Origin of the sequence: Pacificispira sp. (assembly GCF_965228185.1) — a bacterium.
In the GTDB taxonomy this organism is placed as follows: domain Bacteria; phylum Pseudomonadota; class Alphaproteobacteria; order UBA8366; family Aestuariispiraceae; genus Pacificispira.
On sequence record NZ_CBDDHE010000008.1, the window covers coordinates 130,367 to 156,717 of the forward strand.

General features: G+C 62.9%; 28 protein-coding genes. 8 read left to right on the forward strand and 20 right to left on the reverse strand.

The window, feature by feature from the left end; genetic code table 11:
- Positions 1-125 precede the first annotated feature (125 nt).
- From ACO06O_RS15275 to ACO06O_RS15285, 3 genes are all read left to right on the forward strand, one after another.
- Positions 126-1,133 carry a C4-dicarboxylate TRAP transporter substrate-binding protein gene (locus ACO06O_RS15275; protein WP_421881498.1) on the forward strand — a complete coding sequence of 336 codons (1,008 nt, stop codon included), beginning with the start codon at positions 126-128 and terminating at the stop codon, positions 1,131-1,133.
- Positions 1,134-1,213: 80 nt separating this feature from the next.
- Positions 1,214-1,876, forward strand: a complete 663-nt coding sequence (locus tag ACO06O_RS15280) for a TRAP transporter small permease subunit (RefSeq protein WP_421881501.1) — start codon at positions 1,214-1,216, stop codon at positions 1,874-1,876.
- A complete protein-coding gene (locus ACO06O_RS15285) occupies positions 1,876-3,285 on the forward strand; it encodes a TRAP transporter large permease (RefSeq protein WP_421881504.1) in 1,410 nt (469 codons plus the stop codon). The genes ACO06O_RS15280 and ACO06O_RS15285 overlap by 1 nt, the downstream gene beginning before the upstream one ends.
- Positions 3,286-3,296: 11 nt before the next feature.
- On the opposite strand, the gene ACO06O_RS15290 is transcribed toward ACO06O_RS15285, so the two are convergent.
- The 4 genes from ACO06O_RS15290 to ACO06O_RS15305 form a co-directional block, all read right to left on the reverse strand.
- The gene (locus ACO06O_RS15290) at positions 3,297-4,004 is read right to left on the reverse strand and encodes a Crp/Fnr family transcriptional regulator (RefSeq protein WP_421881508.1); all 708 of its coding nucleotides are present in this window, start codon (positions 4,002-4,004) and stop codon (positions 3,297-3,299) included.
- A 102-nt stretch (positions 4,005-4,106) separates the two neighbouring features.
- Positions 4,107-4,283 (reverse strand): DUF1328 domain-containing protein, encoded by a 177-nt coding sequence (locus ACO06O_RS15295; RefSeq protein WP_420418408.1) that lies wholly within the window; start codon positions 4,281-4,283, stop codon positions 4,107-4,109.
- 42 nt (positions 4,284-4,325) lie between these two features.
- Complete coding sequence (locus tag ACO06O_RS15300; protein ID WP_421881511.1) at positions 4,326-4,520, reverse strand: CsbD family protein; 195 nt, start codon at positions 4,518-4,520, stop codon at positions 4,326-4,328.
- Positions 4,521-4,534: 14 nt separating this feature from the next.
- Complete coding sequence (locus tag ACO06O_RS15305) at positions 4,535-4,675, reverse strand: entericidin A/B family lipoprotein (RefSeq protein ID WP_420418410.1); 141 nt, start codon at positions 4,673-4,675, stop codon at positions 4,535-4,537.
- A gap of 187 nt (positions 4,676-4,862) precedes the next feature.
- Between ACO06O_RS15305 and ACO06O_RS15310 the strand changes: the two genes are divergently transcribed.
- Positions 4,863-5,282 (forward strand): hypothetical protein, encoded by a 420-nt coding sequence (locus tag ACO06O_RS15310; protein WP_421881514.1) that lies wholly within the window; start codon positions 4,863-4,865, stop codon positions 5,280-5,282.
- A gap of 233 nt (positions 5,283-5,515) precedes the next feature.
- Here ACO06O_RS15310 and ACO06O_RS15315 read toward each other — a convergent pair whose 3' ends face one another.
- The gene (locus ACO06O_RS15315) at positions 5,516-5,770 is read right to left on the reverse strand and encodes a hypothetical protein (RefSeq protein ID WP_421881517.1); all 255 of its coding nucleotides are present in this window, start codon (positions 5,768-5,770) and stop codon (positions 5,516-5,518) included.
- Here ACO06O_RS15315 and ACO06O_RS15320 point away from each other — a divergent pair.
- Positions 5,746-6,708: an OmpA family protein gene (locus ACO06O_RS15320; RefSeq protein ID WP_421881520.1), complete on the forward strand. Its 963-nt coding sequence runs from the start codon at positions 5,746-5,748 to the stop codon at positions 6,706-6,708. The genes ACO06O_RS15315 and ACO06O_RS15320 overlap by 25 nt on opposite strands.
- 74 nt (positions 6,709-6,782) lie before the next feature.
- Here ACO06O_RS15320 and ACO06O_RS15325 read toward each other — a convergent pair whose 3' ends face one another.
- The 4 genes from ACO06O_RS15325 to ACO06O_RS15340 form a co-directional block, all read right to left on the reverse strand.
- Positions 6,783-8,078: a DUF2254 domain-containing protein gene (locus ACO06O_RS15325; RefSeq protein WP_421881523.1), complete on the reverse strand. Its 1,296-nt coding sequence runs from the start codon at positions 8,076-8,078 to the stop codon at positions 6,783-6,785.
- A 133-nt stretch (positions 8,079-8,211) separates the two neighbouring features.
- On the reverse strand, positions 8,212-8,724 hold the full coding sequence (locus ACO06O_RS15330) for a hypothetical protein (protein ID WP_421881526.1): 513 nt from the start codon (positions 8,722-8,724) through the stop codon (positions 8,212-8,214).
- 5 nt (positions 8,725-8,729) lie between these two features.
- Positions 8,730-9,092, reverse strand: a complete 363-nt coding sequence (locus ACO06O_RS15335) for a hypothetical protein (RefSeq protein ID WP_421881529.1) — start codon at positions 9,090-9,092, stop codon at positions 8,730-8,732.
- A complete protein-coding gene (locus ACO06O_RS15340; protein WP_421881532.1) occupies positions 9,089-9,535 on the reverse strand; it encodes a hypothetical protein in 447 nt (148 codons plus the stop codon). Before ACO06O_RS15340 ends, ACO06O_RS15335 begins: the two co-directional genes overlap by 4 nt.
- 259 nt (positions 9,536-9,794) lie before the next feature.
- Here ACO06O_RS15340 and ACO06O_RS15345 point away from each other — a divergent pair, with 259 nt between their 5' ends.
- Complete coding sequence (locus ACO06O_RS15345) at positions 9,795-11,798, forward strand: sensor histidine kinase (RefSeq protein WP_421881535.1); 2,004 nt, start codon at positions 9,795-9,797, stop codon at positions 11,796-11,798.
- Complete coding sequence (locus tag ACO06O_RS15350; RefSeq protein WP_421881538.1) at positions 11,795-12,523, forward strand: response regulator; 729 nt, start codon at positions 11,795-11,797, stop codon at positions 12,521-12,523. Before ACO06O_RS15345 ends, ACO06O_RS15350 begins: the two co-directional genes overlap by 4 nt.
- Before the next feature lie 153 nt (positions 12,524-12,676).
- Here the strand turns inward: ACO06O_RS15350 and ACO06O_RS15355 are convergent, their stop codons facing one another.
- Positions 12,677-13,195, reverse strand: a complete 519-nt coding sequence (locus ACO06O_RS15355; RefSeq protein WP_421881541.1) for an RNA polymerase sigma factor — start codon at positions 13,193-13,195, stop codon at positions 12,677-12,679.
- A 554-nt stretch (positions 13,196-13,749) separates the two neighbouring features.
- Here ACO06O_RS15355 and ACO06O_RS15360 point away from each other — a divergent pair.
- Positions 13,750-14,979, forward strand: coding sequence for a S8 family peptidase (locus tag ACO06O_RS15360; protein ID WP_421881545.1), 1,230 nt, complete (start codon positions 13,750-13,752; stop codon positions 14,977-14,979).
- Positions 14,980-14,986: 7 nt separating this feature from the next.
- Here ACO06O_RS15360 and ACO06O_RS15365 read toward each other — a convergent pair whose 3' ends face one another.
- The 10 genes from ACO06O_RS15365 to ACO06O_RS15410 form a co-directional block, all read right to left on the reverse strand.
- The gene (locus ACO06O_RS15365) at positions 14,987-17,038 is read right to left on the reverse strand and encodes a trypsin-like peptidase domain-containing protein (protein WP_421881548.1); all 2,052 of its coding nucleotides are present in this window, start codon (positions 17,036-17,038) and stop codon (positions 14,987-14,989) included.
- 250 nt (positions 17,039-17,288) lie between these two features.
- Complete coding sequence (locus ACO06O_RS15370) at positions 17,289-18,002, reverse strand: ABC transporter ATP-binding protein (protein ID WP_421881551.1); 714 nt, start codon at positions 18,000-18,002, stop codon at positions 17,289-17,291.
- A complete protein-coding gene (locus tag ACO06O_RS15375; protein ID WP_421881553.1) occupies positions 17,995-18,747 on the reverse strand; it encodes an ABC transporter ATP-binding protein in 753 nt (250 codons plus the stop codon). The genes ACO06O_RS15370 and ACO06O_RS15375 overlap by 8 nt, the downstream gene beginning before the upstream one ends.
- Positions 18,744-19,655: a branched-chain amino acid ABC transporter permease gene (locus tag ACO06O_RS15380; RefSeq protein WP_421881556.1), complete on the reverse strand. Its 912-nt coding sequence runs from the start codon at positions 19,653-19,655 to the stop codon at positions 18,744-18,746. The genes ACO06O_RS15375 and ACO06O_RS15380 overlap by 4 nt, the downstream gene beginning before the upstream one ends.
- Positions 19,652-20,539 (reverse strand): branched-chain amino acid ABC transporter permease, encoded by an 888-nt coding sequence (locus ACO06O_RS15385; RefSeq protein ID WP_421881559.1) that lies wholly within the window; start codon positions 20,537-20,539, stop codon positions 19,652-19,654. The genes ACO06O_RS15380 and ACO06O_RS15385 overlap by 4 nt, the downstream gene beginning before the upstream one ends.
- Positions 20,540-20,620: 81 nt before the next feature.
- Complete coding sequence (locus tag ACO06O_RS15390) at positions 20,621-21,787, reverse strand: amino acid ABC transporter substrate-binding protein (protein ID WP_421881562.1); 1,167 nt, start codon at positions 21,785-21,787, stop codon at positions 20,621-20,623.
- A gap of 50 nt (positions 21,788-21,837) precedes the next feature.
- On the reverse strand, positions 21,838-22,692 hold the full coding sequence (locus ACO06O_RS15395; protein ID WP_421881565.1) for an alpha/beta hydrolase: 855 nt from the start codon (positions 22,690-22,692) through the stop codon (positions 21,838-21,840).
- Positions 22,682-25,003, reverse strand: coding sequence for a xanthine dehydrogenase family protein molybdopterin-binding subunit (locus ACO06O_RS15400; RefSeq protein ID WP_421881569.1), 2,322 nt, complete (start codon positions 25,001-25,003; stop codon positions 22,682-22,684). The genes ACO06O_RS15395 and ACO06O_RS15400 overlap by 11 nt, the downstream gene beginning before the upstream one ends.
- On the reverse strand, positions 25,000-25,479 hold the full coding sequence (locus ACO06O_RS15405) for a (2Fe-2S)-binding protein (RefSeq protein ID WP_421881572.1): 480 nt from the start codon (positions 25,477-25,479) through the stop codon (positions 25,000-25,002). Before ACO06O_RS15405 ends, ACO06O_RS15400 begins: the two co-directional genes overlap by 4 nt.
- Complete coding sequence (locus ACO06O_RS15410) at positions 25,476-26,348, reverse strand: FAD binding domain-containing protein (protein WP_421881575.1); 873 nt, start codon at positions 26,346-26,348, stop codon at positions 25,476-25,478. The genes ACO06O_RS15405 and ACO06O_RS15410 overlap by 4 nt, the downstream gene beginning before the upstream one ends.
- Positions 26,349-26,351 lie beyond the last annotated feature (3 nt).

Sequence of the window (26,351 nt, forward strand, 5' to 3'; positions counted from 1 at the left end):
CGCCCTGCGGAAATCCGCAGGGCCGTGGGCGGCGGCGCGCGCTTTTTTTCATAGCGGCAAACCCCGCCCGGCCCTACGCTCGCGGCCAATAACAATCACCATCAAACCAATCCTGGGAGGATCCGATGAAATCCAAGACTTTCGGTATTGCCGTTTCTGCCGTTATCGGCCTGTCCTTCGCCACCGAGGCGATGGCGACCGAGTGGAACGTATCGCTGTGGGGCAAACGCCGCGCCTTCACCGAACATGTCGAAAAGTTGGCCGAGCTGGTCTCCGCCAAGACCAATGGCGAGTTCACGCTGAACCTGTCCTATGGCGGTCTGGCGAACAACAAGGAGAACCTGGACGGGATCTCCATCGGCGCCTTTGAAATGGCCCAGTTCTGCGCCGGCTACCACGAAGACAAGAACCCGTCGATCACCGTTCTGGAACTGCCGTTCCTGGGCGTCGACACGCTGGAGAAGGAAATCGAAGTCTCGATGGCCGTCTATCAGCACCCGGCTGTCCAGGAAGACCTGGCGCGCTGGAATGCGACGCTGCTGATGCCGTCGCCGCTGCCGCAGTACAATTTCGTCGGTGTCGGCGAGCCGCCGCGCACCCTGGCCGACTTCCAGGGCCTGACCGTCCGCGCCACCGGCGGGATCGGCAAGGCGATGGAAGCGATCGGCGCCGTCCCGACCTCGATGGACGCGACCGAAGTCCGCCAGGCCATGGACAGCGGCGTCGTGAAGGCCGTGTCCTTCGCCCCGCACGCTCATATGTCCTTCGGCACGGTCGAGAACGCCAAGTGGTGGACGACCAACCTGAACCCCGGCACCGTCAACTGCCCGGTCGTCGCCAATACCGACGCCCTGAACGCCCTGTCGGATGCCGAGCGCGACGCGCTGATGAGCTCGATCGACGAAGCCCTGAAGCATTATGTCGATTTCTACAACAACGAGACCATGGCGAAATGGGGTCCGCTGCTGGACGAAAAAGGTGTCGAACGCGTGACCTATGACGCGGCCGCCCTGGCGTCCTTCCGCGACACGGTTTCCGGCCCGGCCGCCAAGTCCTGGATCGAAGAGAACAATGCCCGCGGCCTGCCGGCGCAGGATCTCTACGATCTGGTCGACGGCCTGATCGCCAAGTAACCTGACCCCGTAACCCGGTCCGCATCCCGCCGTCCCAACCGGATGGCGGGATGCGCGCCTTTCGAGGGGAGAATTCCGACATGGCCGGACACGCCTCCATCCTGTCCGACGATTCCGCGCTGAGCCGGATCGACCGCGCGTTGTTTCGGGTCGAAACCGTTCTGGCCTTGATCGGCGGACTGGCCGTCTTCTCGCTGATGCTCCTGGCGGTCGTCAGCGTTGGCGGACGCAATTTCTTCAATCAGCCGCTGCGCGGCTATGTCGACTGGATCGAACAGGCCATGCCGCTGATCGCCTTCATCGGCGTCGCTTATTGCCAGCGCCTGGGCGGTCATATCCGCATGGACATCGCCATCGCGCGTCTGAAAGGCAGAGCGTTGTGGACGGCGGAATTCGCGTCGACCCTGGTCATGCTTGTTTTGATGATCCTTCTCGCCTGGGGAAGCTGGGCCCATTTCGAGCGTTCCTTCGATTTCGGTGCGCCGATGTGGAGCCGCGATTCCAGCCTGGACATCCGCCTGCCGCTCTGGCCGGCAAAACTGCTGGCGCCGGTCGCCTTCGCGGTCCTGTCGCTGCGCCTTGCCTTGCAGCTTTGGGGGTATGGCCGGGCCATCGTCACCGGCACCGACGCGCCGGTCGCCGTACCGCTGATCGAGGATGCCAGCACGGTCGCGGCGAACGAGGCCGCCACGGTGTCGGGATTCGAAGACGAGATGCGTGACGCGGGCGGGAGGAACGGGTGATGGATAATATCGATATCGGCCTGGCCGTTTCCGCCGGCCTGCTGTTCATGGTCGTGATCGGTGTGCGCGTCGCCTTCGCGGCCGCACTGGCCGGTCTCGCCGGCCTGATCTGGATCTTCTGGGCCAAAAAAGGCTATGACGCGAGCCAGTTCGTCTGGGCCCTGACCGTCGCGGTAAAGACCGCCGGATCGGTCCCCCATTCCAAGATTTCCTCGCAGGCGCTGTCGCTGATCCCGACCTTTATCCTGATCGGCTATCTCGCTTATTACGCGGGCCTGACAAAGGCGCTTTTCGAAGCCGCCAAGCGCTGGGTCGGCTGGCTGCCGGGTGGCCTGGGCGTCTCCACCGTCTTCGCCACGGCGGGCTTCGCCGCCGTGTCCGGCGCGTCCGTCGCGACGTCGGCGGTCTTCGCACGGATCGCGATCCCCGAAATGCTGAAGATCGGCTATGACAAGCGCTTCGCCGCCGGTGTGGTCGCCTGCGCCGGGACCATGGCCTCCCTGATCCCGCCATCGGCGATCCTGGTGATCTACGCGATCATCGTGGAACAGGATGTCGGCTCGCTGCTGCTGGCCGGATTTCTGCCGGGCGCCTTTTCGGCCCTGGTCTATGGCGCGCTGGTCGTGATCCTGGCCCTGTCCTTCAAGAATTTCGGTCCGCCGGTGCGCGGCTTCACCTGGGGCGAGCGCTTCAAGTCGCTGCCGGGAGCGCTGCCGATCTTCTTCGTCATCACCATCATCATCTTCTTCATCTACAACCCGTTCGGCGGCGATGCCTGGGGCACGCCGACGGAAGGCGGTGCCCTGGGCGCCTTCGTGGTCTTCCTGATGGCCCTGATGCGGGGCATGCGTTGGCCGCAATTCAAGGATGCGCTGCTGGAATCGGCGAAGCTGTCCGTGATGATCTTCACGATCATCTGGGGCGTGCTGATCTATGTCCGCTTCCTGGGTTTCGCCGATCTGCCCGGCGTCTTTGCGGATTGGATTTCCGGACTGGAACAAAGCCCGATGCTGACCCTGGTCCTGATCCTGCTGGCCTATGCCGTGCTGGGCATGTTCATGGATGCGATCGGGATGCTGTTGCTCACCCTGCCCGTCGTTTTCCCGGCGGTCATCGCCCTGAATGGCGGCGTCGGGGTTGCGGCAGCGGACAGTGCCTTCGGGATGAGCAGCACCGGCTGTGCCATCTGGTTCGGGATCATCGTGGTGAAGATGGCGGAGTTGTGTCTGATCACACCGCCGATTGGGCTGAACTGTTTCGTCGTGGCCGGAGTCCGTCCCGATATTTCGGTTCAGGACGTCTTCCGCGGCGCGTCGCCCTTCTTCATCGCCGACGCCCTGACCATCGCGGCACTGATCGCCTTCCCGGGGATCGTGCTCTACCTACCGGAACTGTTGCTGGGCGGATAGGGCCGGACCGATCATGTCGGCCCGGTCACTTCCTGCAGCACGCGCAGACGGTTGTGGCCGATGCTGACGAAACCGGCGCGGGACAGTTCCCCGATGCAGCGATTGGCATGGGTAACGGATATCCCGGCGCTGTCCGCGACCAGTTGCTGGTTCAGCGGCAATTCGTGGGATTTCGGATAGGGGACGCCGGCAATGGTCTGGCGCATGACGAGGTCCGCCAGCAGCAACCGGATCCGGTCCGTCGCCCGCAACCGGCCAAGGCCCACGATCTGATCGCGCATCATCGCCTCCTCCTGGGCAATCCCCCAGATGAAGGCGCCGAACAGTTTGGGGTGGACCGTGGCGATCTCCCACAACGCCGCCGAATTCAGTTGTGCGTAGTTCAGCGGCGTGATCGCACGGACGTCATGGTCGGCGACCTGGAAGAAATTCGCGGCATAGCCGACGGTATCGCCTGCCAGCAGAAAGTTAATGATCTGTCGTTCGCCATTATAAACGTCGCGCGATCGCGACGCCCAGCCGGATAGAATGATGTAGGTTCCGCGATAGGGTTGGTCGCGGCTGACCAGTTCCTCGCCCGGTGCGGCGGTATAGGTACCGTTCAGGCAGGATGCCAAGGCCTCGATGGCATCTTCCTTGGCGTCGATGACCCGGCGGAGCTTCGACCGAAGCAGGTCGGCGGGTTCGAAGCTGATGGTAGACATTGCTTCCTCGCTCATGGTGACGAAACCCCTCCCATCGGGTGACGAAAAAGCCGATCCCCGCCGGGCGCTGCCGGCGGGGATCGGGATACGCGTTTGCCGGGGGCGGCGTCTGGCGGATCAGAGCCGCGGCTGACGGCCCCGGATCGCCCCGACAATCGCGGTAATCGCGAACAGGACGATAAAGACGAAGAACAGGATCTCCGCGATACCGACAAACGTACCGGCCAGACCGCCGAAGCCGAGAACGGCCGCGATCAGCGCAAGAATAAGACAGGTGATAGCCCAACCGAGCATGGTGAATCTCCTCTTCAGGGGGTTATTGGGGGCGGGCGCCCTTCAGCGACCGAGCCAGCTTCGGACTTCCTTTTCCGCCTCGTGGCGGGTCAGTCCGTAGCTATGCTGAATCGCGCCGATCAAACGGTCCTGGTTGCCTTCGATCCGACTGATCTGGTCGTCGGTCAGTTGGCCCCATTTGCGCCTAACCTCGCCTTTCAGCTCCTTCCAGCGCCCTTCGATCATGTCCGAATTCATTACCGCCACCGGACTTACTCGGCGGCGTCCTGAATGGATTCGCCGGCGTTCTCGATATCCCGGCCCGCGCCTTCGACGGTTTCGCAGGCGGCAAGGCCCAGCGCACCGGCCAGCAGGAAAATCGGGACAGTAAGATTTCGAATTGTCTGCAACATCGTGACTTCTCCTTCCAGTACCGTTTTGCGGCGTGTGGAACGCCACTCTTGCAACAGGAACGCGTGGGTCTGGAAAAGGTTGCGTCGGTGGGTTCTGGCCCGGCTCACAAAAAATCGAACCGGTCTGCAACCTCGCGCGGGCGCGGCGCGTTGATGGGTCGAATGTCTACCTGCTCAGGAGTCGACAATGCCAAAAGGCAACAAATCCGTTTTCCGAACCGCCCTGACCGCGGTACCGCTGGCCGGAGTGATCGCACTGACGGCGACCGCCGCGTCGGCGATCCAGATTCCGGTTTCCATGCGTCTGGCGCAGGCACCGCTGCAGGTGGCCGAGGCGACCAGCAACGCCGACGAGCGCGATGAGATGGAAGCGACCTTCGAAGACTGGCAGCGCAAGGTCAAGGAAGCCGGCGGCGACCTGCAGAACTATGCCGAGGACGCGTCAGCGGAAGCCCGTGACGCGGCGGGCGACGCCTGGGACGAAATGCAACTCGCCTGGGAGGACGTGAAGGACGCGTCCGAAGACAATTGGGACGAGGCAAAAACGAAGTTCCAGGACTCGGTTTCGCGGATGGAAGCCGCCTGGAAAGAACTCACCAAGGATTAAACGCAGCGCGTGATGAGTATGGGTCCACAGATTTAACCCTACGGGATTGAAAGGGATGCGGTGGCGCCGCATCCCTTTCCGGCGACTCTAACGCCTGATCATAGGGAATATGGGTACGCAATGAAGTATTTCGCGCTCACCCTGGCGGCATTGACCATCGGACTGATCGTTTCGGCCTACATGTTGGATATGCCCGAAACGCAACAGGTCGAAAGTCACGAAACCGGCAATTTCTAACCCACCGTCATGCGGAACTCTTCCGCTTCGCGCGTCACATCATTCATTTCCATTATTTTACAAATTTCCTGTTTTATCTCTCCTGAAAAAGAAAAATCGCAACCATTCCACAGCCACCGCGTTTCTGCCACGAGACTTGGATCGGCCACTGCCCGGTCGATCCGATCGGATGGCCGCGCGCCGCTTGCGTGCTGCGCGGCCGGAACCTGAAGAGAGGAGCATCCCCATGGCTTTCCGTAAAATCCTGACATACGCGACCCCTTTCGTTCTCGTCGGCGGCATTGCCGCGACGCCGGCCTCCGCCGCGAACCTGCTGTTCCCGGACTATGCCGCCTTCAAGGACGAGGCGATTTCCGGCAAGTCCTTCGCTGCCTATCTGGCGCGCGACTATCAGGATCTGAGCGTCTATGAATACCAGGAGATGTACGATTACATCGACGCTGAGATTTATGCCGAACGTGGCATGCAGGCCCGCGCCGGCGTCGCGCCGCAACCGTTCCAGCCGGATGACTGGGACATCGACAGCGCGTCCGCCCGCAGCGACCTGAAGTCGGCGCGCCGCGACCTGGTCGCCGCCCTGAATAGCGGCGCCGGCACCATCGCGCCGGAACTGGCTGCCGAGGCGCAGTCCAAGTACGATTGCTGGGTCGAACAGCAGGAGGAAGGCTGGCAGACGCTGCATATTGCCCGCTGCCGCGAAGGCTTCCAGACGGCCATGGCGGATCTGCACAAGGCGATGATGCCGGCCGAACCGAAGGTCGAGTCCAAGACTGAAACCAAGGTCGCCCCGCCGGTCATGGAAGAATTAGCGCGCCACGTGATCTATTTCGACTTCGACGACGCGTCGCTGAACGCCACGGGTCAGACCAAGATCACCAAGATCGTCGGCGACCTGTCGATTCAGGATGACATCGAAATCTATGTCGAGGGCCATGCCGACCGCGCCGGCCCGGCGGACTATAACGCAAAGCTGGCCAAGCAACGCGCCGAGACGGTGCGCGCCGAGCTGATCCGTCACGGCCTGGAAGTCTCGAAGGTCGATTCCCTGCGCACCGAAAGCGAGGGCGAAACGGATCCGGCCGTCCAGACTGCGGATGGCGTGCGCGAACTGCGCAACCGCCGTGTCGAGATCGTGGTCAAGGGGACGATCGAGCCGGGTCAGACGGCTTCGGCCACGACCGTCAACTAACACCCCCCTGCACAGCACCTGGAAAGCCCCCGGATCCGTCCGGGGGTTTTTCTTTTGCGTGCCCCCCAACGGCATCAGCCGGTGGAATTTGATCTCCCCAAAGCGGTCCTGCGGGCGGACCAAAGCAGCGCGGCGATGGCATTCCGATCATCACGGTTTTCCACTACCCGCTTCATATCCGCCGCGATCAGCCGAAGATGCATCCGCAGGATGGCCGTATGAGCATGGTTCGAAACGAGGGCCATGCGCTGAATGGCCTCGATAAACTTCATCATGACCAAAAGATTGGGAGCGGATGCCCGGCGCAGCGGGTGCAGGGCCGTTCCGACGATTTCGTCGAGCGGGATGATCTCGTGCCATACCCGGGGCGTGTCGTCCTTGTCCCGGGTCAGTGCGCTGGGGGCGCCACGCTGTAGAATCCGGGCAAGCGACCCCGACAGATGATCGATTGCGCTGATTGCCGTATAGGCGTCGTTCACCCCCGGCGACAGCGCTTTCAATGCGATTTCGACATTCAGATGGATCGAGAATTGAATGTCGCCCTCCGGCGCGCGGGCGTCCGATACCATCACCGCGGCATGCAGATCCGCGTCGCGGTCTTCCGGAATGTCATAGAGGATGGCGAGGGGCTCATCTTCGATCAGAAACCGGCCCGGCCGGGCGAGCATCTGAATGAAACCGTCGCATCGGCATGCGACATCCATCAGGCGACCGGCATCGACCGCAGTCACATAGCCGGTCTTGACGGCCCTCAGGGCGCGTCCTTCCCGATCCGGGATCGCCTGACGATCGCCGTCGGCTTCCGTCGGTTCGTCGGCCAGAAGCCGGTCGATGCTGGACCGAAGCGAACGCTGGACCCGGCCGATTTCATTGTCGACCATGATGCGCTGGGCCGTGTCATGGACGAAATACACGACCCAGAAGAAACTGACCGTCGCCAGCATCATCCCGGCCACGACTGTCACGCGCGGCGTCTCGACATTGGTGATGCCGTGCAGCGCCAGCAGCGAATACAGGAAGGTCGCGCCGAGCAACCCGACCGTCACCTGATTCACACGGTTATCCGTAAAGGTCTCCAACAGACGCGGCGCGATGTTCCCGGCCGCCAGGGTGAAGACCACCAGGGTCAGGGAATAGACCAGGCTGAGAACCGTCATCATCGCGCCCGAGATGGTTCCCAGGACGGATTCTGCGCCCTCGCGATCAATCTCGAATATCCCTGCCGGCGACAGAACGCCGTCCAGCCAGCCCAGGGAGTCGACCAACAGAGCCAGAATGGCCAAGACGATCCCGAAGCAGCTGAGCGCCGCGGGCAAGAACAGAAACCCGCGCGTCATCCTGCGCGTTGAAATCGCCAGCCGGTCGAACATCTCTCAGCACATATCCCAAACAAACGAAAACCGGGTGCCAACCCGAAGGTCGGCACCCGGCCCAATAGATCACATTCCCGCCGATCGCGCGCGCCGCAATTTTATGCGGCGCGCCGGTCGGCACGGATCCGGATCAGGATTTATCCGGCGTGTCGCGGTTCAGAAGCTTCGGCAGGGCGAAGGCCAACCCCGCGCCCAACGCAGCGGCGGCAATACCGGACGCGACCGGATGCGTCGCGACGATCCGCTGCGTGCCGGCGACCGACCGGCGGGCGCCTTGTCCGACGCGTTGCACACCGTCGCGTGCCTTGCCGCCGATCACCCGGCCGTGCTTCGTGACCTGGGCCGCGGCGGAGGTCACGCCTTCCCGGCCCCTGCCCGCCGCGTTCATGACGGCATTGTCGCCGCCATTGACGGTCTTGGCCGCCAGCAAGCCGACACCGGTCGCGACCAGCGTCAGGGGCACGGCATTGTCCTTCACGAACTCCGCCGACGTGGCAACCGCCGAGGTGCGAGCGACCGGCTCCTCCGACCGGACGCTCTGCGCGGTCTGGGCCGAGGCGGCCTTGGCGGTTTGACGCTTCGTCTTCCGTTTGGATTTGGCGGTCGACGGTTTGGTCTTATTGGTTTTGGTCTTCTCAGCCATGGTAATCACTCCTTCTTCGAGGGGTTCGAATTCCCCGGACTCAGGTTTCGCCCTTTGGGGGTAACGGTGAAGGCAATCACGGCTCCAAGGGCGAGGAGTCCGGATACGCCCAGAAACGCGGCCCAAAGCGGGGCGACTTCGTGGAGGGCCAATGTCAACCCGATCGCCACCCATGCGGTGGCGAGGGCGGCCGTAATCACGCCTAGGAACCGCCAGGCCAACCAGGCGCCCAGCATCCGCAGATAAGGATGCGCCGCCTGGAAAATCATGCCCATCGCGACGGAAAGCATCGCCCCGGCAATCGCCTCAAAGCGGCTTTCGCCCGGCGACGAATTGGGCGTCGGGCTGGATTGAGGCTGCGCCGTCATGTCGAGTCTTGCGCGCCCGGCTTTCCGGACGGCTCATCCTGTTGAGTGGCCGGCGCGCGATATTGCAACCACAATACAGCGGCGGCTCCTGCTGCGGCGGCACCGGCCAGGAACAAGGCCGGGCGCTCCCGCGCGGCACACGACACCGTTGCGACCGCCTCTTCCGGCGTGGTGCGCAACAGACGCCGACCCTGGTTCCCCAACCAATCAGCCGCGAGATCCAACAGACCGGCCGCATCGTCGCGTTGATTGGTTTCCAGATCCTCGGCGGCCGCATGGGCAGCACTGGACGCGTCCAGCATGGCGGCCGACACGGCATTGCGCGGCTCGCCGAAGACATAGGTCAGAATCGACCCCACCAGAGCGTCCGCCGCTTCGCGGTCGGGCGCGGTGCGGGTCTGATCGTGTCCGTCAGCATGCGTTGTGTCGTTTGCGGTCTGCATTTCGGCGAACCTCCGACTTCGGTGTTACTAATCGAGTAACGTCGGACATTCGGGAAAGTTGCGCCGCGCGGCAAAAAAGTTTGCGGGCAGCGGGAATCGGCCGTGGAACCGATAAAGACCGACTTTCGTCTTATAAACATGACATATGTTGGTGCTCTTCCGGTGTGCGTCGTCTAAAACAGCACGTTGGCAATTTGGAATGCGACTAGCTGGCATGCGCTCAGGCCTCGTCGCGCGCATGCCCTGAAGGGACAAACCATTGAATCAAAAAGGCGATGACATCGCGGCCCAACCGGAGTCCGCGCAGGAGCAGTCGCCACCGACTCAGCGAACTTATACTCTCGTGCTGATGGGCGGCGCCGATTGGGCCGCCGTCCGGGCTGCCGGGGTTTCAAAGTTCCGCACCCAGGCGGAGAACTGGACGATCTTTGTCTTGGAAGGTTGGGCCCGGGACGGGCTGGCAACGACGCTGGCACGGCGCGATACCGCCGTCCGTGCGGAACGGGCCGGCGCGACCGTGCTGTCTGGCGATTTCCAGGATCTTCAGGCGCATATTGCCGGGTCGAACGAGGCCGCAAGTCATATCCTGGCGGTCCACGACGCCGGCATTCTGTCGCGCTATCAATTGCGCATGCTGTCGGCCAAATTGCGACGCCAGTTCCGCCACGCGCGGGTTTCGACGGCCCGACTGCCGGTTTCGCTCTCTTTGGGGCTGACGGCCGATTGGGACGATGACGGCGGCATCGCATCCAAGCTGCTGGGCATTGCGGGAGTCGTAGCGGGCTTTTCCGCCGCCACCTGGGCCATCAACCAATGGGAAAACATCGCGCCGCCTTCCATGACCATGCTTTTGGCGGTGCTGGTGTCAGCGGTCATGTTCGGACGCTGGGCCGGGATCGTGGCCGCCTGTCTGGGGGCGATCGTCCTGAACCTCGTTTTCATCTGGCCGCTTTGGGTCTTCGAGATTTCCGACGCGCGCAGCCTGATGACCTTGTTCATCTTCCTGGGCGTCGGCGGCCTGATGAGTTTCATCGTCGGACGGTCGTCGGACCGGGCGGTTGCCGCCCGCGACCGGCAGGTAACCGCATCGCTGCTGTTCGGCGCTGCCCGCCGAATGGCCGAGGCGAACAGCGAGGCTGACGTGGCCCGCGCCCTGGGCGACGAGTTCGGGCAGGAACTTGGATTCCGGCTGACTGTCATAACCGGCGCAGACGATCCCGATCGGGTTGAACGGCAATTGAAGGAGCAAGGCATCGAGTTCATGCCGAGCGATCTGCAAGCCGCGGCCTTCGCCTGCCATACCTCGGAACCGACCGGCGTAGGCACATCCTTCTCCGATTATGTCCTGAACTATTACGAGCCGATCGAGGCCGGTCCGGAGAACGCGCTGCTGGTTGTTTCCGGTGCCGAGGAATCCACACTGCGCCAAAGCGGTTTCCGGGTTTTGATGGAAAGCCTGTCGGACCTGATCGGCCTGACCCTATCACGGATCCGGGCGCGCGAGGCGCTGCATTCGGTACGCCTGCAATCCGAGGCGGAGCAATCCCGTAGCGCCGTTCTGGCGGCAATGTCCCATGACTTCCGAACGCCGCTATCGACGATCCTGGGCACCGCGTCCAGCCTGCAGCAGTTCCGCGCCACCTACTCCGAAGAGACGGTGGACGAGCTTCTGGGCAACATCGTCAGCGGCGCCGAACGCCTGGACAAATTTGTGCGCAAAATTCTGGACCAGACAAGATTGCAGGCGAAGCCGGAAATCGACGAGGCGGATTTCGTCGACATGACCGATGTCGTGGACACGGCCTGCGAAACACTGAACCAGAAACTGATGAACTATCGCGTCGAAGTGCTGGCGCCCGACGTCGTGCCGCTGATCCGCGGCGACGCGGCCCTTCTGGAGCATTTGATCCAGAACTTGCTGGAAAACGCGATGAAATATTCCAAGCCGAAATCGGCCATCAGCGTCCAGTTCGAGGCGACGGGGCAAGTCCTTTCCGTATCGATCACCGATCAGGGTATCGGGCTGACCCGCGAACAATGTGCCGCGATCTTCGATCCCTTCTATCAGGTCCATGCGGGCGAAGTTCGGTCGGACGGGATCGGGCTCGGACTGTCCATCTGCACGGAAATCGCGCGCCTGCACAAGGGCACCTTACGCGCGCAGAGTGATGGACTTGGGCATGGGACCACCTTTACAATAGACCTTCCCATTGAGAACGTCGTTGAAATCGACGGAGCAGGCGACCACGCGCAGACGGCATGAAGGTTTTAGTTGTAGACGATGAAGCCCAGATTCGGCGTTTCCTGAACGTCAGTCTGAGCGCCCAGGGATATGAATTGTTTGAAGCCGGCGACTGCCAGGAAGCCATCCGGCAGTTCACGACAATGTCGCCCGACGCGGTTATCCTCGATCTGGGCCTGCCGGACGGCGACGGCCTGGACGTGGTCAAGACCATCCGGTCGATCGCATCCACGCCGATCATCGTCCTGTCCGCCCGCCATGACGAAAACCAGAAGGTTCTGGCACTGGACGCCGGTGCCAACGACTATGTGACCAAGCCGTTCGGCATGCCGGAACTGCTGGCCCGATTGCGGCGGTTGATCCGCGACATGTCGGATGTGGAGGCGCAGTTCGCCGGATCCATGCTGACCAATGGTCCGATCCGCATCGATGTGACGTCCCGCAGCGTCTATGTCCACGACAAGTATGTGCGCCTGACCAAGAAGGAATTCGACATCCTGGTGATGCTGACGCGTCACGCGGGCAAGGTCCTGACCCATCAACAGATTCTGGGGGAATGCTGGGGGCCGGCCTATGTCGAAGAGAAGCAGTATCTGCGGATCTACATCAAGAACCTGCGCGACAAGATCGGCGATTCCGGTACCGATCCGGAATTACTGCTGACCGAGCCGGGTGTCGGCTACAGGCTGGTCGCCGCACAGGTCGCCCCGACGGACCGAACGGGGCCGGACGCGGAGTCGGCATAACGCCTCCACGTCCGATTCCCAACCCGGTTCTTAGTGCCAGCGCATCAGCAGAAACAGATGTGCCCGGCGCAGGTCTTCGAACAGACCCGTAAACTCGTCCTTCAGACTCGTGTAGTGCATGGACATCTTTCGTCTCCCGATCTTGGTTTATCCTCAAGCGGCCAATGCCGAAACGGCCTCGGCCGACATTCCTCCCAAATGCTTGCGCAACTTCGCGCGCGTCCGGCTCAGCCGCGATTTCACGGTGCCGATCGGCTCGCGATAGCGGCGTGCGATCGAAGATTGCGGCCGTTCCAATACCGCCAGTTCGATCAACGTCTCGCGTTCCTTCGCCGGGAAGGTCCGCAATGCCGCCGCCGTCTGTTCCAGCATCAGCTGGATGTTCTGCGGCGCGTCGACGGCTTCATCCCCGGACGCCATCTGCTCGCGGGCATAGCGCGCCTTGACGCTGTCCCGGCGCTTCCCTGACAGGAAGGTGTTGCGGGTGATCGTGAAGAGCCATCCGCGCAAGTTGGTTCCGCCTTGGAACGTATGCGCCTGCTTCAAGGCCTTCTCGATGCTTTCCTGAACGAGGTCGTCCGCGTCGTACTCGCGGCTGGGCCCCACCAGGGACAGCGCGAAGCGGCGAATATGAGGAACCTCACTCACGATATTGTCTCGTACATCACACATGAAAGACGTCTCCGTCCCGATTAGCGATGACTAGAGAATGGGGTCTGTCCCCGTAAAACTTCGATATCGCGTTCGGCCCCCGCGCGTTAAAAAACCGTTAACTGGCATTTAGGGTAATTGCGGGATGCCACATTTGTTAATATCAGAGAGACATCACTATAAATAATTGATTTAAATAATATTTTTAAATTCTTCCCCATCCCTGTTGCGGACCGAAAATGTGGCGCACCGCGCAGGATCTGCCTAAATTCGGCCGTTAACGACCGTGACCCCTTTATATGGATCACGGTTTAATCCGAGCGTTGGAACGCGCTTTTTGGTCATAAGCATTTACGCTGACACAAACGGTCCCACAGGATGCGGAGAACTGGATCGGGGGCTTTGATGAAACTGTTCGATAGACCGCCGGTGTCCCTTACCCCGGCACATGCCGTACAATAATATTTCAGTACTTTCTAACTTCGGGTGCCAATCGGATACTCCTTCGAATGCGATCTTATCGGCTTTCATTATTGGTTCTCTGTGTCGGGGTATTTAGCGCCGCAGGGTTGCCATTGGCGATCGGACAGAGCCTTCCGACCAACGAACGAGGCTGGGCCGAACTGGCCGTCGCCACACTATGCCCGGTCGACGATCTCTCCGGCATCGAGGCGCAAAGCCGGCTGCCCGGAAGCTGGCTGGTCGAAGAATCGCGCCATCCAGCCGATGGCGAACCGGGTATCGTGACGATCCGGCTAGCGCTGCCCGGCGCGGATGAGATCGGCATCGAACGGCGTCAAGCCGCCGGACGCCTGCGGCAGTTCCGGGCCTCATATTTCGCACGGATCGGCGATGAGTTGGCCCCGCGATTTCTGGCAATTGCCGATGGCGGCTGCACAATTCAGTCCGGTCGAGAAATCCGATCGGTGGAGCCCCCTTGGCTCTACCTCGACCAATTGGACGGCGACCTGACCACGCTGCGCTGGTCCGAAACCCTGCAGGCACCCTGGCCGGATGGCAGCGATCCCGGCGGCGTTCGCGTCGCGTTGGTGGATTCCGGCCTTGCCTACGATATGAACCTGTTTCGCGACCGTCTGGCGCGCGACCCGAAAGGGGTGCCCCTGGGTTTTGATTACTGGGATCTCGATCCCTGGCCCTATGACGGCGATGTTTCCCGCAGCCCTTTCCTGCCCATCCGGCACGGCACCGCGGTCGCGTCGGTCCTGGTCCGCGAGGCGCCGGAAGCAACGTTGATTCCCTTCCGCTATCCGCGTCCCGACATGTCTCGCATGGCCGATATCGTATCCGATGCGGCACGCGCCGGTGCCCGCATTCTGGCTATGCCCCTCGGCAGCAATCGGATCGACGATTGGAACGCTTTTGCCGCCGCGCTGGCCCAACATGACATCCTCGCGATTGTTTCAGCCGGTAACGACGGCCGCGATATCGACCGCAATCCGCTATGGCCGGCGGTCCTGCCCCTGGAGAACATGATCGTCGTTACTTCGGCGGACGGGTTCGGGCGCCTGGCGCAAGGGTCCAACTGGGGCCTGGACAGTGTCGACATCATGCTGCCGGCCGAGAACGTTCCGATCATCGACTTTCGCGGCGCAAGCGGGACGGCGTCGGGGTCCAGTTACGCAGTTCCCCGGCTGGCCGCACTGGCAGCGCGTCTGCTGCAGCGGGAACCGTCCCTCACCATCGACCAACTTCGGGAACGAATATTCGCACGGGCGACCCCCTCGCCTTTCGAAACCTCACCGGTCGTCGCGGTCGGCTGGATTCCCGATCCTTCCGCGGACTAGACAAGCGCTACCGCTTCGGCGGCGCCGGCGGCGGGTTGTCGAGGAACCGCCGAGCAGCCTCTGCCTGACGGGGGTCGGCGACAAGAAGTAGCTTATACGCTTCTTCCGCCAGATCCGGGTCATCTCCCCAAACCCCGGACTGAATGGCGAAGCGCAGGGCTTGCGGGTCCTTTGGCGCCATTCCCATAAGCACGCGGGCATGCTCCGTCATTTCCGCGAACCGGCCGCCGATCTGAAGCGATACCAGAAGCGAGATCCGTGCATTGATCGAATTCGGAACCTGCCGGACCGCCTGTCCGTGCATCGCGATCGCACCGTCGAAATCGCCCGATCGTCCTAGCACGCGGCCCGCATCCAGCAATTGACCGTGATTGTCGGCCGCACCACACAGCGCGCCGACTTGTCCAAGCCGGTCGCCTTCTGCGGCACCTTCGGCAATCGAATCCAAGCCCTCGGCACAGGCACGAAATGCGGCGCCCAGTTCCCGATGGCGTTCCTCCGCATCCGGATTATCGCGCAGATCCAGAAGACGCCGCACATCGACAATGGGAATGGCCTCGTACCGACCATCGCCCCCGCCGACGGCGATCGCCACCAGATTGCCGTCGCCGTCGACCAGCGCACCGCCGCTGACACCGGGCTGCATTTGGGCCGACACATGCAGCCGCCCTAGCGCCGCCCCCTCGGCGGGCAGGGCGATCAGACCGCCCGGTTCGAAGACCCGAATCTGTTGTCGCGCCACATCCGCCCCGACCGCGTGGAAGGCCGCATCGGGCTTCGGATCATCCGCGACAAGCGGTGGAATGAAACCGGAAGCCGGCAGGGACGACACTTCGATCAGGACCAGGTCGCCCGCATAGGCGGACGGAAGCACGGTACCGTTCAAGGGTCCGTCCGGTGTATGAACCACGGCATCCATGCGGTCCGCAACGACATGGCGGTTGGTCACCAGCAGCATTTCCCCAATCCGTGTCGCGCTGCCGATGGGATCGAAGCTGGAAATGGGGAACACGGCCTGACGCATTCGGCAAACCGCCGCCCCATAGGGGCAATCGTCGCTTGCCGATGGGGCCGGCGAATCCTGTTCCGTCGTCGGTGGTGAACCGCTGAACGATAGCAGGATTGTCTGTTCCGTGCCGTTCCGCTCGATCATCACCGGCACCGGCTCCGCGATATCGGCAATGACCGCGATAGCCGTGACGGCGTCTCTCGGCGTCCGAACGCGACGGTCCCGGATACGAAGGATCAGATCGCCTTCCCGAATTCCGGCGCGCGCCGCCGCCCCGTCTTCCGCCAACGCCCCCACCACCGGGGCCGCGATCCGGGTCAGTTGCGCCGCGTCCGGCGGCATCAGACGCCATCCCGGTATGGGGTAGTCGACGGCTCCATCGGCGATCAGCGCATCCACAACGCGGACCAGCAACTCCGCCGAAACCGCGAAATTGATGCCGATATTGGAATCCGCATCGGACGCAAAAATCGCAGACAGCATACCGACCAGCCGCCCCTCGGAATCCACCAGGGCCCCGCCGGACATGCCGGGATTGGTCGCCGCATCCGTCTGGACGAAGTCTTCGACCGGATTGAAGCCGGCATTCGTCACGGCCAATGCCGACACCACGCCGCAGGTTACGGACAGCCCAAGACCATAGGCGTTGCCGACGGCGCAGACCGGCTCGACCAGCGAGGGGGTCGGCGCGAGACGAAATACCGGGATTTCGGCATTCACCTGCAAAACCGCTATGTCGCTGGCGACATCTCCGGCGATCAAACGCGCCGGCAGAGTACGGCCGTCACGCAGTCGGATATCGATCCTCTCGGCCGGTTCGATGACATGCCATGCCGTCGCGACAATGCCCGGACGAACGACCACGCCGCTGCCCTCCGGCACAGTCCCCGGCGCAGCCCCGGTTCCGCCTTGCTCCCTTCCCGGCCAGACCGGCAGGACCGAAACAACGGAATCCAATGTCTCCTGCGGTGCCGCTTGCGCCTCGGGCAGCGGCGCGGACCAAGGGCCAAAGCCGACCAGGAGAATAATGGCAAACTGCAACACCCGCATGAAGCTTCCTCGCAAATGTCCGACGGTTCTGTCACGCCGCCTTACCCATACTCGACACTAGTGCGGTATTCATTCAAGTGGAACGGCGCTTGAGGATCGACTGCCAGGGACCTTCGCAGGAGAAGTCAAAAGGCACGATCCCTCGATACAGGCCGCCCAGATGCCCTAACTCGGATGCCCGATTGTGCCGATCCTATCAAACGGGTTGGGCTACCGATTCCAGGTGGGCCATAGGCCGCCTCGTATTGGCCTAGTGCCCCAGATAGGCCGCCCTGATCGCATCGTTTCCAAGGAGGTCCTTGCCGGTTCCTTCCAAAACGATGCCGCCATTCTCCAGAACGTAGGCGTAATGGGCAATGGACAGGGTCTTGGAAACGTTCTGCTCCGCCAGAATGACCGTTAGCCCAAGGGCGGTCAGGTCAGGCAGTATCTTGAAAATCTGCTTGGCTATCCCGGGCGCCAGACCAAGTGTCGGTTCGTCAAGGAGCAGGAGTTTCGGGGCGGCCATCAACCCTCTGCCCAGCGCCAGCATCTGCTGCTCACCGCCCGACAGCGTTCCGCCAAGTTGACTAGACCGTTCCCTCAAGCGCGGAAACATTTCCATGACCGCTTGCAAGGTTTCGTCTTTGACGTCACGCGCTCGCGGATTGATCGCCCCGACTCGCAGGTTCTCCAAAACCGTCATGTCCGGAAAGATCCAGCGTCCTTCCGGCACCATGGAGATTCCACCGGCCACCAGGCGTTCGGCGGACTGACCGGTCACATCCCGGCCCTCGAAAGAGACCGTGCCGGCACCGATCGGCACGATACCGCACAGCGACCGCAACAGGGTTGATTTGCCCGCCCCGTTCGACCCGATGACCGCAGTGATCCCACCTTCAACCGCCGTCAGGGAGACGCCGTGAAGCACGCGTACTTCGCCATAGCCGACATGGAGATCCTGGACCGAAAAGAAGTCAGACATCGTCGTCCGACCCCGCGTCGTCGTCTTCGCCGAAATAGGCGGACTGAACATCCTTGTTCTCCGCGATTTCCCGCGCGGTACCCTCGGCAATCTTTACGCCATGATGCAAGACGGTGATACGGTCCGACAGATCGGACAGGGCGCTGACGACATGTTCAATGATCAGCACCGTCAGGTCGTTGGCCTCCTTCACGCGCCGGATCGTCTGCATCATTTCGGTCACTTCCGTTGGCGTCAGGCCGGCCATGACCTCGTCCAACATCAGCAGTTTCGGACCCGTCCCCAGGGCACGCGCGACCTCCAGCCGCTTCCGCCCGGAAAGCGTCAAGGTCGAGGCGGGTTTGTCGGCGGCGTCCGCCAGTCCGATCTCGGTCAGAATCCGATCCGCCTCACGTTCCGCATCGGCGGTACCGACATGTTCCTGACGGCCATAGAGGATCGCGGTTTCAACATTCCGCCGGACGCTCAGGCCAGGAAAGGGCCGGACGATCTGAAAGGTGCGCGCGATACCCAGGCGGCAGATGGCGTCGGGCCGCCGACCCTGGATGGGATCGCCGTCGAAGAAGACGCTGCCGCTGGTCGGCTTCGCGTTGCCCGCGATGATGCTGAACAGGGTCGTCTTGCCCGCGCCGTTCGCCCCCATCAATCCGTGGATCGATCCGCGCTCTACAGCGAAGGACACGTCGCTTAGCGCCTTGAGGCCGCCAAAATTCTTGCAGAGCGCGTTGATGGCCAGGAGCGTCATCGCGCGCCCCCTTTCCGGTGGAGCAGACCGACCAGCCCCTTCGGCAGAAAGAGGACACAGCCGATCAGGCATAGGCCCAGCAGGATCAGATAGATTTGCGGCGAGGCATTCTGGAGGACTTCCGACAGGCCGACCAGGAACAGCGCACCCAGGATCGGCCCCCGCGCGTCACCGGCGCCGCCGATGATCGCGATCGTTACAATGGTGAACGAAATCGTCGGATTGAAGACCTGCAGCACCTCGAAATAGGTGGACCGCAGCGCCATGACGCCGCCGACCATCCCCGGAATAACCGCGGAGGCCGCATAGGCGAGCACCTTCAGGCGAACCACCGGGATTCCAATCGTCTCGGCTGCGGTCTCGTCCTCCCGGATCGCGTCCAGGCCGCGCCCGAACCGCGACCGGTGCACGGCATACAGGGCGACGGTCGCCGCGACCGCAAGCCCGACCATGATCCATAGCAGCGTATCCGGCTTCGGCGCGCCGAACAGAAGGCGGCTCGATTTGCCGAGGCCGGTTTCGACATTCAGCAGGATGTATTTCACCAGTTCCGCCAGGCCGAAGGTCAGGATCACGAAATAGGGCCCGCGCACCCGCAGAACCGGCAGCGCAACCATCAGCGCGAAAAGGCCCGCCGCCACCCCGGCCAGCGGGATCGACAGCCAGAGCGGAACGATCTTGAAGCTGAACGCGACCACATAGGCGCCGATCCCATAGGCGACGACATGGCCCAGCGAAATGTAGCCGGTCGTGCCGCTGAACAGGCTCCAGCTCTGTGTCAGGGCGATCCACATGGCGAGGTTGAGCGCGACGATGGTCCAATAGGACCCGCTACCGAGACCGAAGACCATCAACGCGGCGGCACCGGCCAGGATCGCCGCGAGGGGGAGACCATGGGCGCGTATCATGACCGGCGCGCCTTGCCGAGCAGCCCTTGCGGCCGCAAAACCAGGATGCCGACGAAGATCCCATAGATCAGGATCGACCGGAAATTCGCGGATGTCAGCGCCACGGCATAAATCTCGATGAAGGCGAGAAGGAACCCGGCCATGATCCCGCCGATTATATTGCCCAGCCCGCCCATGATGATGACGACGAAACTGGCGATGGTGAACGGAAAGCCCATGAAGGGGGAAATCTGCTCCGCCATGCTCACCAGTGCACCGGCGATCCCGGCGATCCCGAAGCCGGCCAGGATGCTGGCGGTCTGCACCCGGTCGACATTGATGCCGACGACCCGTGCGGCGTCGCGATGCTGGATCAGCGCCTTCACGGCAAGCCCGTAGATGCTGCGATTGAGGAACAGCAGGACCGCTACGAGGATGGCGACCGAAACGACCAGCGTCGCGATCCGGTTGCCGGTCATGGCAACGCCGCCGATTTGGTACACCGTATCCAGATGCTGATATGCGCGCGGGGTCGCGGTGAAGGCGAGGCTCGCAAGGTTCTGCATCACGATGGAGACGCCGAAGAAAAGGAGAAGCGAGCTTGCTTCCAACTGTGCCACCGGCTTGTTGGCGGCGAGCTGCGCGCGGAACAGGGTGCGGTAGAGGACAAGCCCGATCGCGCCGGTCAGGACGCCGACCACGGGCAGCGCCACGAGCGGCGAAAGCCCCAGCAACGAAAAACCCCAGAAAGCAGCATAGGCACCGACCATCACGATCTCGCCATGGGCAATATTCAAGAGCCGCATCGTGCCATAGACGAGATTGAGACCCAGTGCGATCACCGCATAGACCGATCCCAGGACGAGGGCCGCGAACAGCAGCTGACCGGAAAGAAGGAAGTCCACGAGAAGCCCTCGACTATGCTGACGGAAACCGTCCGGCGGTCGGCGGCACGCACTGTCCGCCGGACGGATTGCCCGATTTCCCTACCGTTTCGCGATCGGTGCCGTCGCGATGTCCTTCGGCCAGACGATCTGCATCGCCCCGTCCTGGATCTGGAGGAAGGCGGTCGGGGTGATCGCATTCTCCACACCGTCGAAGCGAACCGGACCATTGATCGTATCAAAGGTCATGGTCGAAATCGCCTCCCGCAGCTTGTCGTGATCCAGTCCGGCCTTGGCGACGGCCTGCTGCAGGATTTCGCAGGACATATAGGCCAAGGCGGAGTCCAGATAGTCCGGCGCCGCACCGTATTTCGCCACATAGGCATCGAAGAACGGCTTCGCCCGCGGCCAATCCGTCTGGCTTTCCGCCCAATGACCGACCGTGATGACGCCGTCCGCGACCGGACCGAACGCGTCCTTGAAGGCGGCAATGGTCGGCCCGATCAGCAGGAATTGATACGGTGAGGAAATCCCCAACTCCTTCGCCTGCCCCATATAGAGGAAAGCGTCGGACGGATAGGTCAGCGCCAGAACGGCATCGACATTCGCGGCCTTCAGCTGCGTCAACAGCGGCGTCATGTCCTTGATGTCCGGCGGATAGCTTTCGTTCAGCTTGACCTCGATACCGGCCGCTTCCAGGGCAGGTACGAGGAATTGCAGATTCTCCTGACTGAAGGGCAGGACGTTGGCCAGGATACCGACCGACTTGACCCCCTGCTCCTTCAACATGTCCGTCAGGGCCGGGCCGATCCGGTCCGGAATCGCGGAAGTCGGGAACCAGATGTTGCCCGGCTGAACCTCACGGATGGCGACAGACGCCGCCGTGTTGCCGACCATCGGAAAGCCGTTCTGTTCGACCACACCCGCGACGTTCAGGTGATGCGGCGTGCCCCAGGGGGCCAGCAGCAGATCGACCTTGTCGTCGTTGATCAGCTTCTCATAGATTTGCGCGGATTTGGCCGGGTCGGATTCGTCGTCATACCAGACCAGTTCGACGGGACGTTTCTCGCCCGCGACATCCAGGCCGCCGGCGGCATTCACTTGCTCAGCCCACAGATCGTAGGCGGTCATCTGCGACGGCGCCGCTTTCGAGAAGAGACCGGTATTCGCGATGGAATATCCGATCTTCAGCGGTTCGGCGGCCTGCGCCGTAAACGGCAGGGCCATGACGGCCGCCGCTGCCAGACTGTATGTAAGTTTCTTCAACATCCCCATTCTCCCAGTAATCGGACCGGTGCGGTCCACATGTTGGATTTCCGTCAGCCGGTTTTCCCGGTCTTTGACGGCGCGGATTGTTCGATAAAGGCAAGCGCGGTCCTAACCCAGACCCCGTCCGGGTCCCCTGAGGCATAGCTGGCGCCGAGATGATTGCACCCTTCCAGCGGCAGGGTTTCGACAACGCCGCCATGACGCGACAAGGCAGCGGCGAAATCCTCCGCCTGGCGGACCAGATGCGGAAAGTCTTCCGTCCCGAAGGCAACCAGAAACGGCGGTGCCCCGTCCCGCAGATAGGAAACGGGAGAGGCCGGCGCCTCGTTTGCCAACTCCGGATCGCCCAGGAAGCGCGGCCGCATCGACAGGCCGGACCCTTCGCCGAACAGATACGTACCGGAGATCGGCAGCGCCGATTTCACGACATCCGCCGGCAAGCCACGGGGCGCCTGCCAGTCCAGGCGCAGGGCGAGCAGCGAGGCCAGATGCCCACCCGCGGAATGGCCGCCGACATGAATTCTGTCGCGATCGCCGCCATAGTCGGCAATATGGTCATGCACCCAGGCAAGGGCGTCGGCGCAATCGTCGAACTGTGCCGGAAACACGTTCCCCGGGGCCAGACGATAGCCGAAAGATACCACGGTCACACCCCGCGCCGTCAGCGCGGGCGCCATGAACGCCATCCATTCCTTATAGCCGTTGGTCCAGCCGCCGCCATGAATCAGGCAAAGGACCTGACCGCTGGGCGCCGCGCTGCGATAGACCGCGACGGACCGATACGGGTCTTCGCCGAGCGGGATATCCTCGCCCTCGACACCCTCGGCAAGGCGCAACACCTCGTCATGGTATTGGGCGCCGATCGTGGTGAAAGGCTCCTGCGCGGGATAATCCTCAGGCCGCATCGTCATGCTCCGTCATCGCGCGGAAGACTTTTTCCGGTTTCATCGGCAGGCTGTGAAGCCGGTTCCCGATAGCGCTTGCGATCGCATTGGCGATGGCGGCGGGCACTGGGACAAGACCGATTTCGCCCGCCCCCTTGGCTCCGAACGGGCCGTCCGGTTCCGGCGCATCGACAATCGTCGTATGCATCCGGTAGGGCGCATCCAGCGTCGTCGGCACCTTGTAGTCGAGCAGGGTCGGATTCGCGAGTTTCGGACCGTCCCAGACCATCTCTTCACACAGCGCGAACCCCATGCCCTGAACGAAGCCGCCGTCCATCTGGCCGATGACCAGCGACGGATTGATCGCCTTTCCGACATCGACCCCGGTCCAGACCTCGTCCACTTCCGTCTTGCCGCTGACCTCGTCGGTCAGGGTGTCGACCACGGTGCAGATGAAGCTGTAGACGCCGATTTGCGGGAAGGGCAGGCCCTTGGCGATTGCCCGTTTCGGATCGACCGTCGGCTGATCGAAGACCAGCGTATGATGCCCGACGATCGGACCGCCCGCCCCCCAATGGGCGCGCAGCGAAATCTGATGGAAGCTGACTTCCTTGTCCGATCCGGTCACGCCGACCATGCCGCCCGGGCGCAGTTCCAGATCTCCGACGGCGCATTCGAGCATTTGCGCCGCATGGTCCTTCAACTGTTTCTCGACCTCCTTCGACGCGCCGACCACGGCGCGGCCGGTGGTATAGGTCACCCGGCTTGCCGTCGTGCCCCAGTTATAGGGCGACCCGTCCGTATCCGGGCTCGCCAGGCTGATCTTTTCGACCGGGACCTTCAGCGCCTCCGCACACATCTGAACCAGGACCGTATCCGACCCCTGCCCGATATCCACAGCGCCGGTATTGAGAACGATGGACCCATCTTCCAGCACCCGGACAATCGCGCCGGTGCCCAGCAGGCCGGAGATATGCGCACCCAGCGCCACCCCAGTGCCCCGGCGTTTGCCCTTAGGGGCGGGCCGGGCCGTCCGGCTGTCCCAATCCGACGCCTTACGCGCCGCCGCGATACAATCGGCGAGACCGTTCGAGGCAACCTTGCCCCCACCGAACCAGGCATCGCCCGGCTGCAGCAGGTTTTTCTCCCGCAGATCCAGCGGGTCCATGCCCAACTTCGCCGCGATTTCGTCCAGTTGCTGTTCGGCGGCGAAGGAAACCTGCGGATTGCCGAAGCCGCGATAGGCCCCAAACCGTATCTTGTTGGTGTAAACCAGCTTCCCGTGGCACTTCACATTCGGAATGCGATAGGGCCCGCGCGACATCAGCAGGCTGTAGCCCAACACGCCGGGACTGTCGTCCCCGAAGGCGCCGCAATCCAGCAGCACATCCATCTCTCGCGCGACCAGAGTGCCGTCCTTCTTCGCCCCGGTACGGCAGCGGATCTTGAACGGATGCCGCGCGCGGACGCATTCGAAATCTTCTTCCCGGTTCAGGATCAGTTTCACCGGCCGGCCTGTCACCTGCGTCAGGCGCACGACCAGCGGTTGGATATGCGGTTCCATCTTGTTGCCGAAGCCGCCGCCGATCCGCGGCGTCAGGCAGCGCAGCTTGCTCATCGGCAAGTTCAGGCTTTCGCAGACATTCGCCTGGACCCGGAACACGGACTGGTTCGCGGACCACAGCGTGATCCGGCCCTGACTGTCGATTTCCGCCAGGGCACCGACCGGCTCGATCGCCAGATGCGCCTGGGGGGCAGTCTCGAACTCGCCCTCGACGACCACATCGGCCTCGGCGAAACCGACCTCGATGTCGCCTTCGCTCAGTTCGGTATAGGAGGCCATATTGCCGTCACAGATCGCCGGGAAGACCTTGAGGTAACTTTCCAGCTCCTCATGGATAATCGCCGCGTCCGGGGCGAGGCCCGCCTCCGGCGACAGGATCGCCGGCAGTTCCTCATAGTCGACGACGACGAGCTTCGCCGCCGCGCGGGCGGTTTCCTCGTCTTCCGCCGCGACCACGGCAACGGGCTCGCCGAAATACCGGATCTTGTCCTTGGCGATGGCATGTTCGTCCTTGATGAACGCCCCCATGCGCCCATCCGGGAAATCCGCCCCGGTCAGGACCGCCGCGACCCCGGGCACGGCCAGCGCCGCCGTCAGGTCATAACCCAGGATGCGGGCATGGGCGACGTCGCTCTGTACGATGGCGGCGTGCAGCATATTCGGACGGCTGAGGTCGGCGATATATTGCGCCGCGCCGGTCAGTTTCTCCGCCGATTCAAGTTTGGCAACATTTGCGCCGACGGCGCCGAACGGGATCTCGACACTCATGCCGCCCCTCCCGTCGCCGCATCGATCACGGCATCGACCAGCGCGCGATAACCGGAGCAACGACAGAGATTGCCCGACAACGCGTCCCGGACCTCCTCCACATCGGGATCGGGATTACGCTGCAGGAAATCGTGCGCCACCATCACCATGCCGGAGGTACAGAAGCCGCATTGCACCGCATTCTGCTTCAGCAAGCTTTCCTGAACGCGGGTCAGCTCGCCGCGCGGCGCCAGGCCTTCGACCGTCGTCACCTCGGCCCCGTCCAGATTGGCGGCCAGGGTCAGGCAGGACCGCATGGGCCGTCCGTCGATCAGGACCGTGCAGGCGCCGCAAACACCTTGATTGCAACCGCGCTTGGCACCGGTCAGCAACAGATCGTCGCGCAGCACCGTCAGCAGCGTCGTCGTGCCGGCACAGGCGAGTGTCCGGGCCGCGCCGTTCACCGTCACGGTGACATTCTGGGTCTTCGTCGTCATCGCGCAGGCTCCATTTCCGTCAGGGCTTCCTCAAACGCCTTGGCAATCAGGCGAGGAACGATCTGCAGGCGATATTCAGCACTGCCGCGGCTGTCGTCGACCGGATCCAGATCCTCAACCAGGCGCGCCGCAAGGGCGGCGATACGCTCCTTACTCGGCGCCGCCCCGACAACCAGGGCCTCCGCCTCCGGACAGCGGACCGGCCCGCCGCCGCAGCCGCCGACCGCGAGCCGCAGATGCGTGACGGTTCCGGCGCCATCCAACGCCAGGACCAGGGCAACCGACGCCAGGGCGAAGTCGCCGGCGACCCGGCACAGTTTTTCATAATGGCCGACGGCCCGCTCCGGCGCCGGCGGCAGCAGAACCGCCGTCACGATCTCGCCAGACTCCACCGCGGTCTCGTACCAGCCCAGAAAGAATTCCTCTGCCGGGACGAGACGCCGGCCATCCGGACCGGCAATTTCAATCGTCGCATCCGCCGCGACCAGGGCAGGTGGGTAATCCGCCGCCGGATCGGCGAAGGAAATCGATCCGCCGATCGTGCCCATATTGCGCACCGGCGGATTGGCGATTTGGGAGGCCGCCTTCGCGACAACCGCCTGCCCGCCGGAAAGATCGCTTTCGAAGGCGGTTTCCCGATGCCGGCGCATGGCGCCGATGCGCACCGTTCCGTCCGGCGCCCGGCCGAAGTCCTTCAGCTCCGCGATCGCGGACAGGCTGACCAGCACATCCGGCTCGACCAATTTCGCATTCATCATGGCGACCAAGGTGGCGCCGCCGGAAATCGGGCGGCCGCCCTCGCCCGCATCGGTCAGGACGCGGACGGCATCGTCGACCGTGGCCGGTTTGTGGAATGTTGCCGCCATCATACG

Bases quoted from the DNA above. Each gene is read 5' to 3' on its own strand.
- ACO06O_RS15405 (WP_421881572.1), bottom strand. From the start codon at position 25,479: ATGACGACGAAGACCCAGAATGTCACCGTGACGGTGAACGGCGCGGCC.
- ACO06O_RS15335 (WP_421881529.1), bottom strand. From the start codon at position 9,092: ATGACGGCGCAGCCTCAATCCAGCCCGACGCCCAATTCGTCGCCGGGC.
- ACO06O_RS15325 (WP_421881523.1), bottom strand. From the start codon at position 8,078: ATGTTCGACCGGCTGGCGATTTCAACGCGCAGGATGACGCGCGGGTTT.
- ACO06O_RS15375 (WP_421881553.1), bottom strand. From the start codon at position 18,747: ATGACGCTCCTGGCCATCAACGCGCTCTGCAAGAATTTTGGCGGCCTC.
- ACO06O_RS15285 (WP_421881504.1), top strand. From the start codon at position 1,876: ATGGATAATATCGATATCGGCCTGGCCGTTTCCGCCGGCCTGCTGTTC.
- ACO06O_RS15355 (WP_421881541.1), bottom strand. From the start codon at position 13,195: ATGTGTGATGTACGAGACAATATCGTGAGTGAGGTTCCTCATATTCGC.
- ACO06O_RS15315 (WP_421881517.1), bottom strand. From the start codon at position 5,770: ATGTCAGGATTTTACGGAAAGCCATGGGGATGCTCCTCTCTTCAGGTT.
- ACO06O_RS15320 (WP_421881520.1), top strand. From the start codon at position 5,746: ATGGCTTTCCGTAAAATCCTGACATACGCGACCCCTTTCGTTCTCGTC.
- ACO06O_RS15305 (WP_420418410.1), bottom strand. From the start codon at position 4,675: ATGTTGCAGACAATTCGAAATCTTACTGTCCCGATTTTCCTGCTGGCC.
- ACO06O_RS15275 (WP_421881498.1), top strand. From the start codon at position 126: ATGAAATCCAAGACTTTCGGTATTGCCGTTTCTGCCGTTATCGGCCTG.
- ACO06O_RS15390 (WP_421881562.1), bottom strand. From the start codon at position 21,787: ATGTTGAAGAAACTTACATACAGTCTGGCAGCGGCGGCCGTCATGGCC.
- ACO06O_RS15410 (WP_421881575.1), bottom strand. From the start codon at position 26,348: ATGATGGCGGCAACATTCCACAAACCGGCCACGGTCGACGATGCCGTC.
- ACO06O_RS15330 (WP_421881526.1), bottom strand. From the start codon at position 8,724: ATGGCTGAGAAGACCAAAACCAATAAGACCAAACCGTCGACCGCCAAA.
- ACO06O_RS15310 (WP_421881514.1), top strand. From the start codon at position 4,863: ATGCCAAAAGGCAACAAATCCGTTTTCCGAACCGCCCTGACCGCGGTA.
- ACO06O_RS15370 (WP_421881551.1), bottom strand. From the start codon at position 18,002: ATGTCTGACTTCTTTTCGGTCCAGGATCTCCATGTCGGCTATGGCGAA.
- ACO06O_RS15295 (WP_420418408.1), bottom strand. From the start codon at position 4,283: ATGCTCGGTTGGGCTATCACCTGTCTTATTCTTGCGCTGATCGCGGCC.
- ACO06O_RS15290 (WP_421881508.1), bottom strand. From the start codon at position 4,004: ATGAGCGAGGAAGCAATGTCTACCATCAGCTTCGAACCCGCCGACCTG.
- ACO06O_RS15395 (WP_421881565.1), bottom strand. From the start codon at position 22,692: ATGCGGCCTGAGGATTATCCCGCGCAGGAGCCTTTCACCACGATCGGC.
- ACO06O_RS15340 (WP_421881532.1), bottom strand. From the start codon at position 9,535: ATGCAGACCGCAAACGACACAACGCATGCTGACGGACACGATCAGACC.
- ACO06O_RS15365 (WP_421881548.1), bottom strand. From the start codon at position 17,038: ATGCGGGTGTTGCAGTTTGCCATTATTCTCCTGGTCGGCTTTGGCCCT.
- ACO06O_RS15280 (WP_421881501.1), top strand. From the start codon at position 1,214: ATGGCCGGACACGCCTCCATCCTGTCCGACGATTCCGCGCTGAGCCGG.
- ACO06O_RS15350 (WP_421881538.1), top strand. From the start codon at position 11,795: ATGAAGGTTTTAGTTGTAGACGATGAAGCCCAGATTCGGCGTTTCCTG.
- ACO06O_RS15400 (WP_421881569.1), bottom strand. From the start codon at position 25,003: ATGAGTGTCGAGATCCCGTTCGGCGCCGTCGGCGCAAATGTTGCCAAA.
- ACO06O_RS15300 (WP_421881511.1), bottom strand. From the start codon at position 4,520: ATGAATTCGGACATGATCGAAGGGCGCTGGAAGGAGCTGAAAGGCGAG.
- ACO06O_RS15380 (WP_421881556.1), bottom strand. From the start codon at position 19,655: ATGATACGCGCCCATGGTCTCCCCCTCGCGGCGATCCTGGCCGGTGCC.